Source organism: Cupriavidus sp. NPDC089707 (assembly GCF_044748965.1).
Lineage (GTDB): Bacteria > Pseudomonadota > Gammaproteobacteria > Burkholderiales > Burkholderiaceae > Cupriavidus.
Window position 1 is genome coordinate 100,773 of record NZ_JBIVHB010000015.1, and the last position, 13,636, is coordinate 114,408.

Below are 13,636 nucleotides of genomic sequence, written 5' to 3' on the forward strand. Positions count from 1 at the left end.
CGGTAAGCCCACGCCGCAACGATGGGCGTATAGTTCTCGCTGATCCCGGCCTCGCAAGTACCGTCGCCGCGCCGGATGCCCCAGCAACGCCCCCGTGTCATGACCGAGCGCGAGCCCAACGAGCCCAACGAGCCCACCAGGCCCAAAGATCCCGATTCCGCCGACCCGTCGTCCACGGAGCCGGCGCAGCGCCCAGACGCGCAGGCCCAGCCGGACCCCGCCGCACCGCCCCCCGATCCCCGCCTCATCAACGAAATCAGCCGCCGCGCCCGCGTCGCCGCGTGGCGCAAGTCGCGCCAGGCGGGCCGCATATCGCGCACCACGCTGCGCTACACGGTGTTCATGTTCGGCGCGGGCTGCGTCGGCCTGTTCTCGCTGGTGTTCGCGTGGATCGCCGAGGTGGCGCTGCGCTGGAACCACCACCTGACTCAAGCTACGCCCTGGCTGGCGTTCGTGATGCTGCCATTCGGCCTGGCCGCGTTGCGCTGGCTGACGATCCGCTTCGCGCCACAGGCGCGTGGCAGCGGCATCCCGCAGGTGATCGCGGCGGTCACACTGCCGCCCAATGGTCCGGCGCAGACGGTCCTGGTGTCATTGCGGCAATCGATGTGGAAGGTGTTGCTGACCACGCTGGCGTTGCTGGCCGGCGCATCGGTGGGCCGCGAGGGGCCGTCGGTGCAGGTCGGCGCCGCCGCCATGCTGGCGTGGGGCCGCTGGTGCCAGGAGAAGCTGCGCTTCCGCATCGGCTTCCATCCCAATGCGCTGATCGCCGCGGGCGCGGCCGGCGGGCTGGCGGCAGCGTTCAACACGCCGCTGGCCGGCGTGGTGTTCGCCATCGAGGAACTGGGACGCGGCACCGCGGTGCGTTGGGACCGGCTGGTGCTCTCGGGCGTGCTGACCGCCGGCTTCCTGTCGCTGGCGGTGCTGGGCAACAACCCGTATTTCGTGGTCAAGGTGCCGATGCTGGTGCTGAGCAACGCGTGGGGCCCGGTGCTGGTGTGCGCGCTGCTCAATGGCGTGCTGGGCGGCTTCTTCGCCAAGGCACTGGCGGGCGGCGTGCCCGGGCTGCTGCCCACGCGCTGGGGTGACTGGGCGATGCAGCATCCGGTGTGGGTCGCGTTTGGCTGCGGACTGGTGGTGGCGGTGCTCGGCGTGGCGACCGCGGGCGCCACCTTCGGCACCGGCTACGAGCAGGCCGCGGCGCTGATCAACGGCGAATCCCATGCCACGCTGTGGTTCGGCATCGCCAAGCTGGTGGCGACGGTGGTGTCGTACTTTGCCGGCATCCCGGGCGGGATCTTCACGCCGGCGCTGGCCATCGGCGCGGGCATTGGCGAGAACGTGGCGCAGTTTGTCACCGGCATGGCCGAGCCGCGCGTGCTGGCGTTGGTGTCGATGGCGGCGTTCCTGGCCGCGGCCACGCAGGCGCCGATCACCGCCAGCGTGATCGTGATGGAGATGACGCGCACGCAGGACCTGACCGTGTTCCTGCTCGCCGCATCGCTGCTGGCCTCGTTCATCTCGCGGCAGTTTTCGCCGCACCCGTTCTACCATCAGGTCGGCCACGCGTTCCGGCGCGAGGCGCTGGCGCTGGTGCGCAAGGCGCCGGCCTGACGGGGCGGCAACCTGATGCCGCCGCATGTGCAGGAGCCGCCGGGGCGATCGGTTAAGCTAGCGCTCGCCCCGATCCGCAGGCGTCCGGTGGCTTGCGCGGCACCCATGCCGCTTGCCCGTTGCCATGCATGACGGGTACCGCACCCGGCGCTGAGGAACATCACGGCCGGGGCGCGCTCCAACCCGGAGCCGTTTTCCAGGAGTCTGATTTGAAATTTCCCGTTGCCGGGCTGGCGCTCGCCGGCCTGCTGGGCGCCGCCGGCGCCATTGCCGCCCCCGCCGCCAAGCCCGCCGCCGCGCCTGCAGAATCCAAGGCCGCCAAGGCAGCCAACAGCGCCGAGAACAGCGCACTGTCGCCCTTGCTGGGCATGCTCGAGATCGGCAACCCGCTGCCCGCGCTGCCGGACTGCGCCGACAAGCGCTCGCCCGATGGCCGCGACGTGACCGCGTTCTGCGTGGAGTTGAAGGGCGACGGCCTGATGCGACAGGTGGGCGTGCCGCGCGACAAGCGCCCGGGGTTCATGGACGGCCATCACGTGCTGGCCTTTGTCGACCGCAATGCGCTGGTCGGCCTGGTGGTGCCGACCGCCGGGGCCAACTCGCAGCAGGCCGCCGTCGACAGCCTCAATGCGCTGTACGGCAAGCCGTTCCGCCAGGAGCCGGAAGAAATGCGCGACAAGGCCGGCAAGACCGTCAAGACGATCCATGCCGGCTGGATGAAGAGGCCGCTGACGGTTGAGCTGTACGCGATGCCGGAAGACCCCGCCACCGGCACCATCGAGATGCTGCTGCCGCAGGCGCGCGCGCTGATGGCGGAAAAAGATGCCGAAGTGGCCGGCAAGCTGAACCCCGCGTCCGCGCCGGCGGCGAAGGGCAAGTCTGAAAAGTCTGAAAAGCCTGAACAGCCTGAAAAGACAGAAAAGGCGGCCGCCAAGCCGCCTGCCAAGCCGGTCAACCCCGGCAGCTGGTAGGACGCGGCTGTGACGGCCTGCCGCCGTCACAGCCCCTCCATCACCTTGTCCAGCCCCCGCACCACGCCGCGCACGGTGTGGACCTTGCGGATCGCCAGAAGCGCGCCGGCGACATAGGGCTTGGAGCCGTCGCCGGCCTCGTGCTTGAGGTGAAGGCGCTGGCCGTCGGCACCGAAGATCACCTCCACGCCGAGCTGGTAGCCCGGCAGCCGCACCGCATGCACCTGCGTGCCCGACATGGCCGCGCCGCGCGTTTCCTTCGGGCCGTTGACCTGGTCCACCGGCACCGCCTGCGCGGCGGTCTTGACCTGGCCGAGCCGGTACGCCAGCTCGCGCACCGTGCCAGACGGCACGTCGACTTTGCCGGCCTTGGCGTAGTCGATGATCTCCCAGTGTTCCAGATGGCGCGCCGCCATTTCCGCAAACTTCTGCAGCAGCACCACGGTAATGGCGAAATTGCCGCAGGCCAGTACGCCACGCTCGGCTTTGCGCGCGGCTGCGTCGATCTCGGCGTAGTCCTCGTCGGTCAGCCCCGAAGTGCCCACCACCACGTGCGCGCCGTGCGCCAGCGCCAGCAGGATGTTGTGCTTGGCGACGGCCGGCTTGGTGTACTCGACATAGACGTCATAGGGTGTCTGCCCCAGCGCTTCGATGCTGGCGGCAGCCACGCCCGGCGTGTCGGCATGGCCGGTCAGCTGCGCCAGCGGCTGCCCGGCGGCGCCGCGCGACAGGCCTGCCACCAGCGCCATGTCGTGGGCATGCGCCACGCCGCGCGCCAGTTCACCGCCGGCCCAGCCGGTCACGCCGCCCACGGCGACACGGATCGGATTGCTCATTGGATATCTCCGCTTTGGCTTGTTCGGTCAGGGAGCATACCGCTTCAGCCGGCAGCGCGCCGGCGGTCGAGCTTGCGCGCCAGCACGATCGATGTGGTGGTGTGGTTCACGCCGTCGAGCATGCCGATCTCGTCCAGCAGCCGATCCAGCCGGTCGTGCGTGTCGCAACGGATCGCTACCAGGTAATCGACCGGCCCGCTGACGGAGTTGACCTCTTCGATCTCAGGCAGGCGCTGCAGCGCCCGCAGGATCGCCGGCGCGGCCTTGGGCTGCACCGACAACCCGCAGTAGGCCAGGATCACGTTCTCTTCCATCTTCTGCCCCAGGCGCACGCCATAGCCGGCGATCACGCCGCTGCGCTCCAGCCGGGCGATGCGGGCCACCACGGTCGTACGGGCGATCCCCAGCTGCCGGGCGAGGTTTGCGGCGCTTTCGCGCGCATTGGCCTGCAGCAACGACAGCAGGTGGCGGTCGGTCAAGTCGAGTTCGGTCATAACGTCGGACAGTTTCGTCGCTTCGTTCGATTATGGCGGGTTTTCGTCGTTCTCGTGCCTTCATTCCGTTGCCGCCCCTATCCATACTCCAGTCACGGGACAACCTTTCTTGTGGACTAAGACACCATGCAACCCTCGAACCTGGGCCGGCAGGCCCCTCCAGACCTGCCCAAGGCAAACCGCCCGCTGCACGTGACGGTGCTGGGCGCGGGCAAGATCGGCCGCACCATTGCCGCCATGCTGCATGACAGCGGCGACTACCGCGTCAGCGTGGTCGACCATGACGCGCGCCGCCTCGACGGCCTGCCGCGCGGCGTGCTGGCGCGCGCCGGCGACCCCACCGAACCCGGCACCTGCGCCGCGCTGCTGGCCGGCGCCGACGCGGTGCTCAACGCGCTGCCATTCCACGCCGCCATTGCCGTGGCCTCGGTCGCCGCGCGGCTGGGCGTGCACTACTTCGACCTGACCGAGGACGTGGCTGCCACCCATGCGATCCGCCAGCTGGCGCAGAACGCGCGCTCGGTGCTGATGCCGCAGTGCGGGTTGGCGCCGGGCTTTATCGGCGTGGTCGGGCATGACCTGGCGGGGCGCTTCCTGCGTGGCGGAGGCGAGCTGCTGGACCTGCAGATGCGGGTCGGCGCGCTGCCGCGCTATCCCAGCAACGCGCTCAAGTACAACCTGACCTGGAGCACCGAGGGACTGATCAACGAGTACTGCAACCCGTGCGAAGCCATCGTCGACGGCCGCCGCGTCGAGCTGCCGGCGCTGGAAGGGCTGGAAAGCTTCGCGCTGGACGGTATCGAGTACGAAGCCTTTAATACATCTGGCGGCCTTGGCACGTTGCCCGAGACGCTGGCGGGGCGCGCGCGCCACGTCGACTACAAGTCCATCCGCTACCCCGGCCACTGCGCGCTGATGAAGCTGCTGCTCAACGACCTGCGCCTGCGCGAGCGCCGCGACTGGCTGCGCGAGATCTTCGACCGCGCCATCCCGGTGACCGAGCAGGACGTGGTGATCGTGTTTGCCACGGCTACCGGCTACCCGGCCGGCGGCGAGCGCGGACGCGGGCCGCTGACGCAGGCTGCGTTCTCGGCGCGCATCGGTGGGGTCGACGGCAAGGCCGGGCACGTCAATGCGATCCAGCTGACCACCGCGGCGGGCATCTGCACCGCGCTGGACATGGTGGCCAGCGGCGCGCTGCCGCAGGCGGGTTTCGTGCGCCAGGAGGCGATGCCGCTCGACGCCTTCCTCAGCAACCGCTTCGGCCGCCACTACACGCAGCATCCGCTGCAGGAGACCCTCGTATGAAAGCGCAAGAGTTCGCAGCCTGCTGGGATTCGCTGGGGCTGCAGCGGCCATGGCAGGACGGCACGCCTGCCGGCGCGGTGACGGTGCGCTCGCCGGTCGACGGCGAGGCCATCGGCCATGTGCCCGCCTGCACGCCGGCGCAGGCCGATGCGCTGGTCGCACGCGCGCACGCGGCGCAGAGCACCTGGGCGCTGCTGCCGGCGCCGGCGCGCGGCGAGATCGTGCGGCGCTACGGCGAGGTGCTGCGCGAGCACAAGCCCGCGCTCGGCCGGATGGTGTCGCTGGAAACCGGCAAGATCCTGCAGGAAGGGCTGGGCGAGGTGCAGGAGATGATCGACATCTGCGACTTCGCCGTGGGCCTGTCGCGCCAGCTGCATGGGCTGACCATTGCCTCGGAGCGCCCGCAGCATGCCATGCGCGAGACCTGGCATCCGTATGGCCTGTGCGGCGTGATCTCGGCCTTCAATTTCCCGGTGGCGGTGTGGGCGTGGAACGCGGCGCTGGCGCTGGTATGCGGCAACGGCGTGCTGTGGAAGCCGTCGGAGAAGGCGTCGCTATGTGCGCTGGCCGCGCACGGGCTGCTCGAGCGCGTGCTGGCCGCGGCGGCGCCGCAGCATGCCGGCATCACCGCGGTGATGCCGGGGGGGCGCATGCTCGGCAACCACCTGGTGCAACACCCGGCGGTGCGGCTGGTCAGCGCGACCGGCTCGACCCGCATGGGCCGCGAGGTCGGCACCGCCTGCGCCGGGCAGTTCAAGCGCAGCATTCTTGAGCTGGGCGGCAACAACGCGGCCATCGTCGCGCCGTCGGCCGATATCGAGCTGGCGGTCCGCGCCATCACCTTCGCCGCGGCGGGCACGGCGGGCCAGCGTTGCACCACGCTGCGGCGCTGCTTCGTCCATGCCGACCTGATGGATACCATGGCGAGCCGGCTGGTCACGGTGTTCGACCGGCTGCCGGTCGGCGATCCGCTCGACGACGGCACGCTGATCGGGCCGCTGATCGACAACGCCGCGGGCGAAGCCATGGCCAATGCGCTGGCCGCGTGCCGCGCGCAGGGCAATATCGTCACCGGCGGCGAACGGCTGCTGGCCGGGCGCTTCCCGCACGCCTGCTATGTGCGGCCGGCGCTGGTGATGACCGACGTGCAGCACGACACCATGCTGACCGAGACCTTCGCGCCGATCCTGTACCTGATGCCGTACACCAGCTTCGACGAGGCGATCGCGCTGAACAATGCCGCCGCGCACGGGCTGTCGTCGTGCATCTTTACCGAGTCGATGCGCGAGGCCGAGCGCTTCCTGTCGTCGGCGGGCAGCGACTGCGGCATCGCCAACGTCAATATCGGCACCAGCGGCGCCGAGATCGGCGGCGCCTTCGGCGGCGAGAAGGCGACCGGCGGCGGGCGCGAGTCGGGGTCGGATGCGTGGAAGGGGTATATGCGCCGGGCGACCAACACGATCAACTACGGCGACTCGTTGCCGCTGGCGCAGGGGATCAGGTTCGAGATCTGAGGGGGCGGCGTCCGGCGTCGTAGGGAACGGTAACAAGCCTTACACGCCTTTGACGCCGTATTACGCATGCTGCCCGTATAACGTCAGCAGGGCAGGCACATGCCCGTTTCCGCCCTGAGGTCCCCTAGGAACACACCATGAAACTGCTGACGATTGGACTGCCTGCCGCGGCGGCCTCGGTCGCCCTGCTGGGCGGCTGCGCCGTCTATCCCACCCCCGCCGGCCCAGCGCTGGGCCCGGCGCCTGTCTACGTTGCCCCCGCACCGGTCGTGGTCGCGCCGCGTCCTTACTACTACGGCGGCCATGGCTACTATGGTCGCGGCTATTATGGCCGCGGCTACTACGGCCGCGGCCACTATGGCCACGGCCATCGCCACTGGTAATTGCCAGCCAATGGCGTGGCGTTCAGGAGGATGTGAGCGCAGCAGGAATTGAAGCCCGGCGGGGAGCCCGGCAACAGCGTTCAGTTGCCGCCCGCCGCGTCACCGGGCCGGGCGTTGAGCCCGCCCCAGCTGGGCGTGAGCGTCTGGCCGATCTCGGGCAGGTCGACCAGGTCCAGCACCCGGCCGACCGTATGGTCGACCAGCTCGGCAATGCTTTGCGGCTTCTGGTAGAAGCCCGGCACTGGCGGGAACACGATCCCGCCCATTTCCGTCACCGCCGTCATGTTGCGCAGGTGCGCAAGGTTCAGCGGCGTTTCCCGCACCATCAAGACCAGCTTGCGCCGCTCTTTCAGCGTGACGTCGGCGGCGCGCGTGATCAGGTTATCGGACAGGCCGTGCGCAATCGCCGCGAGCGTGCGCATGGAGCAGGGCGCCACCACCATCGCGTGTGCGCGGAACGAGCCGCTGGCAATGGTGGCGCCGATATCGCGCACGTTGTGCACGACGCTGGCCAGCGCCTCCACCTCGGCACGGCCGATGTCCAGCTCGTGCTGCAGGTTCATCACGCCGGCCGGCGAGATCAGCAGGTGGGTCTCGATACCAGGCGCCGCCTGCAGCACCTGCAGCAGGCGCACGCCGTAGATGGCGCCGGTGGCGCCCGTGATCGCGACGATCAGCCGCCGCGGCGGTACGGTCCCCGCCGATGCGGGCGGGACAGCGCCCACGGGCATGGCGGGCTCAGCCCTTCAGCAGGGTTTGCAGTTCGCCGTTCTGGTACATCTCCATCATGATGTCCGAGCCGCCGATGAACTCGCCGTTCACGTAGAGCTGCGGGATGGTCGGCCAGTTGGCGTATTCCTTGATGCCCTGGCGGATGCCTTCGTCGTCCAGCACGTTGACCGTGGTCGGCGCGTCGACGCCGCAGGCCTTCAGGATCTGGATGGCGCGGCCCGAGAAGCCGCACATCGGGAACTGCGCGGTGCCTTTCATGAACAGGACAACCGGGTTGCCCTTGACGATCTGGTCGATCTTTTGCTGCACGTCGCTCATGGTCTGCTTTTCAGTTGGATGGCGCCGCCGTGCCGGCGCCGCCTGGGGGAAAGGGAAAAGGGATGCCGCGCGGCAAGCCACGCGGCGGGAATCTGCCAGCGATTTTACCGGAATCGCCGGCGGGCTTCAGGGTTGCGCCCCAGACCAGCGTCCGCCGGTGCAGCGTTCCTGGCCGGCCAGGTCGCGCGCGGTGAAAACGTCGGTGAAGCCGGCCTCCTGCAGCAGCGCGCGCGTCGCCTGCGCCTGGTCGAAGCCGTGTTCCATCAGCAGCCAGCCGCCCGGCAGCAACCGCTGCGGCGCGCCGTCGACAATGGTGCGCAGGTCGGACAGGCCGTCCTCGTGGTCGGTCAGTGCATCGATGGGCTCGAAGCGCAGGTCGCCTTCGGCCAAATGCGGATCGCCCGCGGCGATATAAGGCGGGTTGCTGACGACCAGGTGGAAGCGCAGCCCGGGCGGCAGCGCGGCGTACCAGTCCGATACGAGGAAGTTGATACGGTCGGCGCCAAGGGCGCTGGCGTTATCCTGCGCCACCATCAGCGCGCCGGGCGAGATGTCGGTCGCCCATACCTGCGCATCGGTGCGTTCGCGCGCCAGCGTCACGGCCAGGATGCCCGAGCCGGTGCCCAGGTCCAGCACGTGCGGATGGGGCACGTCGGCCAGCCGGGCCAGCGAGGCTTCGGTGGCGATCTCGGTGTCTGGGCGAGGGATCAGCACATCGGGCGTGACGCGGAACTTGCGGCCGAAAAATTCGCGCTCGCCCAGCAGGTAGGCCATCGGCTCGCCAGCGAGACGCCGCGCCAGCAGCGTGGCAAAGGCATCGCGCTGGGGCAGCGTGAGCGTGTCGGTATCGCGCGTGATCAGTTGCGTGCGGCTGAGCCCGGTCACGTGCGTCAGCAGCATGCGCGCTTCCAGCGTGGGCAGGCCCACCATGGCGGCGAGGGTCTGGGCTTCACGCAGCGTAGGCGTGGCCGGCAGCGCGGCAGTGTTGGGGGAAGACATCTGGTAGGGACGGTTCTGTTGCCGGCCACAAAAAACCCCACCGGCACAGGGCCTGGCGGGGCTTTGAGGCGGGACTTCCGGCGTTTCGCCAAGTGTACCGCCCATCGGAGGCGGGCGGCATAAAGCCCCCGCCGGGACGATTACTTATTGACGGTGTCCTTGGCCTTGTCGGCGCCGGCATTGACGGCGTCCTTGGCTGCCTGCTTGGCATTGGCCATGGCGCTGCCGGCTTCTTCCTTGGCCTTCTCGGCCGCGGCCGCCGCGCTCGAAGCGGCATCGCTGGCGGCAGCCTTGGCGGCGTCGGCAGCGCTGCCGGCTGCTGCGGCGGCGTCGCTGGCAGCGGCCTTGGCGGATTCAGCGGCGCTTTGCATGGCGCTGTCGGCGCTGGAAGCTGCAGGAGCTTCTTCCTTCTTGCTGCAAGCGGCCATGGCCGCGGTGATCATCAACAGCGCGAGCAGTTTTTTCATGATTTCGTCCTAGGAAATGTTTTGGGAGAGACTCACCCGGCACCATTCTCCGTTTGCCGGTCGAAATCGATTATAGACAGCGCGTTTACCCCTACCAGTGCTGTTTCAAGCATTTACAAGAAATACAAAGTCTTGTGGGACGTTACGCGCTGTTCGTGCACGAAGCGGAGCTGGGCGCCGCGTGAGCCGCTTATGCGTCTTCGCCGAGAGCTGCCAGTTGATCTGCCTGGTGCTCGGCGGCCAGCGACGACAGCAGCTCGTCCATGTCGCCGTCCATGATCATGTCGATCTTGTAGAGCGTCAGGTTGATGCGGTGGTCGGTTACCCGGCCCTGCGGGAAGTTGTAGGTGCGGATGCGGTCGCTGCGGTCGCCCGAGCCGATCAGGTTGCGCCGCGTGCTGGCTTCCTTCGCCTGTGCGGCGCGGGTCTGCATGTCCTTGATGCGCGCGGCCAGCACTTTCATGGCCTTATCCTTGTTGCGGTGCTGGGAGCGGTCGTCCTGGCACTCGACCACGATGCCTGTGGGCAAGTGGGTCAGGCGCACGGCCGAATCGGTCTTGTTCACGTGCTGGCCACCGGCGCCCGAGGCGCGGAAGGTGTCGATGCGCAGGTCGGCCGGGTTGATCTCGACCTCGCCGACTTCGTCGGCTTCCGGCATTACCGCCACCGTGCAGGCGGAAGTGTGGATGCGCCCCTGCGCCTCGGTGGCGGGCACGCGTTGCACGCGATGGCCGCCGGATTCGAACTTCAGCTTTGAAAACGCGGCATCGCCGGCGATCCGCACGATGACTTCCCGGAAGCCGCCCAGGTCGGACTCGGACTCGCTCATGATCTCGACCTGCCAGCGCTGGCGCTCGGCGTAGCGCGTGTACATCCGCAGCAGGTCGGCGGCGAACAGCGCGCTTTCCTCGCCGCCGGCGCCGGCGCGGATTTCCAGCAGCAAATTGCGGTCGTCGTTGGGATCCTTGGGCAGCAGCAGGCGTTGCAGGCTTTGTTCCAGCGCATCCAGCCGCTCGCGCGCGCTGGCGATCTCGTCGGCGGCGAAGTCCTTCATCTCGACGTCCTCCAGCAGCGCCTGCGCGGTGCCCAGGTCATCCTGTGCCTGGCGGTATTGCCCGTACTGCTCGGCCACCGGCGACAGCTCGGCATGTTCGCGGCTGAGCTTGCGGTACTGGTCGATGTTGGCGGTCGCGTCTTCGCGCGCGAGCAGGGCGTTGACTTCATCGAGTCGCTCGGCCAGTTGGTCGAGCTTGGCAAGCATGCTGGCTTTCATCGGGATGCGGGGGGAAGGGGGGAAAGGGGGGAGGCCGGTGGGCCGGGCTGCCGGGATGGCGGCGGCGTGCCAGCGCGGTCGGCGCGCGGCAAGACAGGAGCGCGGCTAGCGCTCGGAGTGGCTGCTGTGGCGGAACAGGCCCGGCACCAGGCGCAGCAGCGCCTCGCGGTCTTCGCCCTGGGTGTGATTCAGTGCGTGGGTCGGGCCGTGCAGGAACTTGCGGGTCAGTGCGCCGGACAGGGCTTCAAGCACCGCCTCGGGGTCGTCGCCGCGTGCCAGCATGCGGCGCGCGCGCTCCAGTTCGGCCTGGCGGATGGCTTCGCCGCTGGTCTGCAGTTCGCGGATGACCGGCACCACGCTGCGCGTTTCCAGCCAGTGCATGAAATTTTGCACGCGGCTTTCGATAATGGCTTCGGCCTGCGCGACCGCGGCCTGGCGCAGTGCGTTGCCTTCGCGCACGATCGCGCCAAGGTCGTCGACGGTGTACAGGAAGACGTCGTCCAGGCGCGCGACTTCCGGTTCCACGTCGCGCGGCACGGCCAGGTCGACCATCATGATCGGGCGGTGCTTGCGGCGCTTGACGGCGCGCTCCACCGCGCCCAGGCCGATGATCGGCAGCGAACTGGCGGTGCACGACACCACGATGTCGAATTCATGCAGCCGCTCGCCGAGGTCGGTCAGGCGGATAGCCTGCGCGGTCAGGCCCTGGCCGGACAGCTGCTCGGCCAGTTTCTCGCCGCGTTCGACGGTGCGGTTGGCCACCACGATCTGGCGCGGCTGCTGCGCGGCAAAGTGCGTTGCGCACAGCTCGATCATCTCGCCCGCGCCGATAAAGAGCACGCGCTGGGTCGAGACGCTTTCAAAAATCCGTTGCGCCAGCCGCACCGCTGCCGCGGCCATCGACACGGAATGCGCGCCGATCTCGGTCTGGCCGCGCACTTCCTTGGCCACCGCGAAGGTGCGCTGGAACAGCTGGTTCAGGTACGTCCCCAGCGAGCCGGCCTCGCCGGCGGTGCGCACGGCATCCTTGAGCTGGCCCAGGATCTGGGTTTCGCCCAGCACCATCGAATCCAGCCCGCTGGCCACGCGGAAGGCATGGCGTACGGCCTCGGACTGCGGCAGCGCATACAGGTGCGGGGCCAGTTCGCTGGCCGGCACGTTGTGGTGCTGCGACAGCCACCGCAGGGTGTGCTCGAAGCCTTCCTGCCCCGGCTTCAGGACGTCGGTGGCGCAGTAGATCTCGGTGCGGTTGCAGGTGGAAAGGATGGCGGCTTCGGTGCCGCTGCGGCCAGACAGGTGCTCGCGCAGTGCGCCCAGTGCCGGCTTGATCTGCTCGAGCGGAAACGCCACCCGCTCGCGCAGCGAGACTGGTGCCGTCGTGTGGTTGATGCCGATCGCGAGCAGTTGCATTTGTTGGGGACAGGGACGATCCGGAGCGTGGCCGGACCGGTTGCCATTATACCGCCGGCACCACAGATTGCAGGCGCATACCCAGTATGCGTCGCAGGCGCCCGGTTTGCAGTATTGTTATGGCGCGGCGCGCGGATGTGATCCAGGCGGCTGTGATTCAGGCTACACAGGAGAAGCGGATGCTGGGCACTTTGATCGTGGGTTTGCTGGTGGGACTGGCGGCGCGCCGGCTGCATCCGGCAGGACGCGTCGTGACCCTGCCGGCCGCGCTGGTGCTGGGTGCGGCGGGCGCGGCGGCTGCTTTCTACGGCGGCCGCGCGCTGCACCTGTTCAGCGACGGGCAGCTCAGCAGCTGGCTGGCGGTGATCGCCGGCGCCGCCATCCTGGTTGGGGCGTGGGGCGCGGTCCGGCCGCGCAGACGGTAACGTCAGAACTGACGCGGCGGTCGGAAATCTGCGCGCCGCTTGATCCTGGTCAGGTCCGCACGGGATCCGCTTCGGCCCGCGCGGCCAGCAGCCGCCGCAGCACGCCGTTGGAGTAGTGGCTGGCCACTTCCTTCAGGAATGCCGCGAAGTCCACATGGGCGGTATCGTCGGCCCGGTCCGAAACCGTGCGCATGACCGCGTACGGGACCCCGTATTCGTGGCACACCTGCGCCACCGCCGCGCCTTCCATCTCCACCGCCAGCAGCCCTGGCAGCCGGTCGCGCAGTTCCGCCACCGCGGCCGGGGCGCCGATAAACTGGTCGCCGCTGGCGATCATGCCCTTGTGCAGCGCCGGCCTGGCCACGCCGAAGCGGGCCAGCACCTCGGGCGGCACGTCGGCGGCCAGATCGAGCCGCAGGAAATCCGTGGCCGCGCCTTCCAGTTCCGCGGTCAGTGCCGGGTCGGCCGGGAATTCGGCGCGGTCCAGCAGCGGCACTTCATGGCGCCCGAAGAGCGGGCGCGCGTCGAGGTCGTGCTGGAGGGTGCGGTCGGCGATGACGATGTCGCCCACGTTGGTGTCGGCGCCGACGCCGCCGGCCAGTCCGGTAAAGACCACCTGGGTGGCGCCGAACTCCCGGATCAGCGTGACCGTGGTCGCCGAAGCTGCCACCTTGCCCATGCGCGCCAACACCAGCACGCACGGCTGGCCGTAAAGGTTGCCGACGTAGTAGTCGCGCATGCCGATGGTGTGTACCGTGGCGCGGCTGTCGTCGTGGCGCATCGCGGCCACCAGGCCGTCGACTTCATCGTGGATGGCGGCAAGGATTCCCAGGGTCATGGGGCAGGCAGAGTGGAAGGCGGAAAAACCAGAGCATACCGGCGCCCATGCACC

At 68.9% G+C, this 13,636-nt stretch carries 15 protein-coding genes; 6 read left to right on the top strand and 9 right to left on the bottom strand.

Annotated features, from left to right (window positions below):
- The first annotated feature begins 75 nt into the window (after positions 1-75).
- Both ACIP1U_RS22410 and ACIP1U_RS22415 read left to right on the top strand, forming a co-directional pair.
- Positions 76-1,614 carry a chloride channel protein gene (locus ACIP1U_RS22410; RefSeq protein ID WP_400319483.1) on the top strand — a complete coding sequence of 513 codons (1,539 nt, stop codon included), beginning with the start codon at positions 76-78 and terminating at the stop codon, positions 1,612-1,614.
- Positions 1,615-1,823: 209 nt separating this feature from the next.
- On the top strand, positions 1,824-2,585 hold the full coding sequence (locus ACIP1U_RS22415) for a hypothetical protein (RefSeq protein ID WP_400319486.1): 762 nt from the start codon (positions 1,824-1,826) through the stop codon (positions 2,583-2,585).
- A gap of 26 nt (positions 2,586-2,611) precedes the next feature.
- On the opposite strand, the gene dapB is transcribed toward ACIP1U_RS22415, so the two are convergent.
- Positions 2,612-3,421 carry a 4-hydroxy-tetrahydrodipicolinate reductase gene (gene dapB, locus ACIP1U_RS22420; protein ID WP_400319488.1) on the bottom strand — a complete coding sequence of 270 codons (810 nt, stop codon included), beginning with the start codon at positions 3,419-3,421 and terminating at the stop codon, positions 2,612-2,614.
- Positions 3,422-3,465: 44 nt separating this feature from the next.
- Positions 3,466-3,915: an Lrp/AsnC family transcriptional regulator gene (locus ACIP1U_RS22425; protein ID WP_400319491.1), complete on the bottom strand. Its 450-nt coding sequence runs from the start codon at positions 3,913-3,915 to the stop codon at positions 3,466-3,468.
- A gap of 126 nt (positions 3,916-4,041) precedes the next feature.
- Here ACIP1U_RS22425 and ACIP1U_RS22430 point away from each other — a divergent pair, with 126 nt between their 5' ends.
- The 3 genes from ACIP1U_RS22430 (at position 4,042) to ACIP1U_RS22440 (ending at position 7,120) form a co-directional block, all read left to right on the top strand.
- Positions 4,042-5,223, top strand: coding sequence for a saccharopine dehydrogenase C-terminal domain-containing protein (locus ACIP1U_RS22430; protein ID WP_400319494.1), 1,182 nt, complete (start codon positions 4,042-4,044; stop codon positions 5,221-5,223).
- The gene (locus ACIP1U_RS22435) at positions 5,220-6,737 is read left to right on the top strand and encodes an aldehyde dehydrogenase family protein (protein WP_400319497.1); all 1,518 of its coding nucleotides are present in this window, start codon (positions 5,220-5,222) and stop codon (positions 6,735-6,737) included. Before ACIP1U_RS22430 ends, ACIP1U_RS22435 begins: the two co-directional genes overlap by 4 nt.
- A gap of 137 nt (positions 6,738-6,874) precedes the next feature.
- Positions 6,875-7,120 carry a hypothetical protein gene (locus ACIP1U_RS22440; RefSeq protein WP_400319500.1) on the top strand — a complete coding sequence of 82 codons (246 nt, stop codon included), beginning with the start codon at positions 6,875-6,877 and terminating at the stop codon, positions 7,118-7,120.
- Positions 7,121-7,200: 80 nt separating this feature from the next.
- Here the strand turns inward: ACIP1U_RS22440 and ACIP1U_RS22445 are convergent, their stop codons facing one another.
- From ACIP1U_RS22445 to hemA, 6 genes are all read right to left on the bottom strand, one after another.
- Complete coding sequence (locus tag ACIP1U_RS22445; RefSeq protein ID WP_400319502.1) at positions 7,201-7,851, bottom strand: UbiX family flavin prenyltransferase; 651 nt, start codon at positions 7,849-7,851, stop codon at positions 7,201-7,203.
- A 7-nt stretch (positions 7,852-7,858) separates the two neighbouring features.
- Complete coding sequence (gene grxD, locus ACIP1U_RS22450; protein WP_010809878.1) at positions 7,859-8,170, bottom strand: Grx4 family monothiol glutaredoxin; 312 nt, start codon at positions 8,168-8,170, stop codon at positions 7,859-7,861.
- 126 nt (positions 8,171-8,296) lie between these two features.
- Complete coding sequence (prmC, locus tag ACIP1U_RS22455; RefSeq protein ID WP_400319506.1) at positions 8,297-9,169, bottom strand: peptide chain release factor N(5)-glutamine methyltransferase; 873 nt, start codon at positions 9,167-9,169, stop codon at positions 8,297-8,299.
- Positions 9,170-9,309: 140 nt separating this feature from the next.
- The gene (locus ACIP1U_RS22460) at positions 9,310-9,636 is read right to left on the bottom strand and encodes a hypothetical protein (RefSeq protein WP_400319508.1); all 327 of its coding nucleotides are present in this window, start codon (positions 9,634-9,636) and stop codon (positions 9,310-9,312) included.
- A gap of 190 nt (positions 9,637-9,826) precedes the next feature.
- The gene (gene prfA / locus ACIP1U_RS22465) at positions 9,827-10,909 is read right to left on the bottom strand and encodes a peptide chain release factor 1 (protein WP_400319511.1); all 1,083 of its coding nucleotides are present in this window, start codon (positions 10,907-10,909) and stop codon (positions 9,827-9,829) included.
- A gap of 105 nt (positions 10,910-11,014) precedes the next feature.
- Positions 11,015-12,319: a glutamyl-tRNA reductase gene (gene hemA / locus ACIP1U_RS22470; protein WP_400319513.1), complete on the bottom strand. Its 1,305-nt coding sequence runs from the start codon at positions 12,317-12,319 to the stop codon at positions 11,015-11,017.
- Between the two features lie 179 nt (positions 12,320-12,498).
- On the opposite strand from hemA, the gene ACIP1U_RS22475 reads away from it, so the two are divergent.
- Positions 12,499-12,744, top strand: coding sequence for a hypothetical protein (locus ACIP1U_RS22475; protein WP_400319516.1), 246 nt, complete (start codon positions 12,499-12,501; stop codon positions 12,742-12,744).
- A gap of 49 nt (positions 12,745-12,793) precedes the next feature.
- Here the strand turns inward: ACIP1U_RS22475 and ACIP1U_RS22480 are convergent, their stop codons facing one another.
- Positions 12,794-13,582: a 5'-methylthioadenosine/adenosylhomocysteine nucleosidase gene (locus tag ACIP1U_RS22480; protein ID WP_400319518.1), complete on the bottom strand. Its 789-nt coding sequence runs from the start codon at positions 13,580-13,582 to the stop codon at positions 12,794-12,796.
- Positions 13,583-13,636: the final 54 nt, after the last annotated feature.

Excerpts from the sequence above, each read along its gene's own strand:
- ACIP1U_RS22410 (WP_400319483.1), top strand. The coding sequence starts at position 76 with ATGCCCCAGCAACGCCCCCGTGTCATGACCGAGCGCGAGCCCAACGAG.
- dapB (WP_400319488.1), bottom strand. The coding sequence starts at position 3,421 with ATGAGCAATCCGATCCGTGTCGCCGTGGGCGGCGTGACCGGCTGGGCC.
- ACIP1U_RS22425 (WP_400319491.1), bottom strand. The coding sequence starts at position 3,915 with ATGACCGAACTCGACTTGACCGACCGCCACCTGCTGTCGTTGCTGCAG.
- ACIP1U_RS22430 (WP_400319494.1), top strand. The coding sequence starts at position 4,042 with ATGCAACCCTCGAACCTGGGCCGGCAGGCCCCTCCAGACCTGCCCAAG.
- ACIP1U_RS22435 (WP_400319497.1), top strand. The coding sequence starts at position 5,220 with ATGAAAGCGCAAGAGTTCGCAGCCTGCTGGGATTCGCTGGGGCTGCAG.
- ACIP1U_RS22440 (WP_400319500.1), top strand. The coding sequence starts at position 6,875 with ATGAAACTGCTGACGATTGGACTGCCTGCCGCGGCGGCCTCGGTCGCC.
- ACIP1U_RS22445 (WP_400319502.1), bottom strand. The coding sequence starts at position 7,851 with ATGCCCGTGGGCGCTGTCCCGCCCGCATCGGCGGGGACCGTACCGCCG.
- grxD (WP_010809878.1), bottom strand. The coding sequence starts at position 8,170 with ATGAGCGACGTGCAGCAAAAGATCGACCAGATCGTCAAGGGCAACCCG.
- prmC (WP_400319506.1), bottom strand. The coding sequence starts at position 9,169 with ATGTCTTCCCCCAACACTGCCGCGCTGCCGGCCACGCCTACGCTGCGT.
- ACIP1U_RS22460 (WP_400319508.1), bottom strand. The coding sequence starts at position 9,636 with ATGAAAAAACTGCTCGCGCTGTTGATGATCACCGCGGCCATGGCCGCT.
- prfA (WP_400319511.1), bottom strand. The coding sequence starts at position 10,909 with ATGAAAGCCAGCATGCTTGCCAAGCTCGACCAACTGGCCGAGCGACTC.
- hemA (WP_400319513.1), bottom strand. The coding sequence starts at position 12,319 with ATGCAACTGCTCGCGATCGGCATCAACCACACGACGGCACCAGTCTCG.
- ACIP1U_RS22475 (WP_400319516.1), top strand. The coding sequence starts at position 12,499 with ATGCTGGGCACTTTGATCGTGGGTTTGCTGGTGGGACTGGCGGCGCGC.
- ACIP1U_RS22480 (WP_400319518.1), bottom strand. The coding sequence starts at position 13,582 with ATGACCCTGGGAATCCTTGCCGCCATCCACGATGAAGTCGACGGCCTG.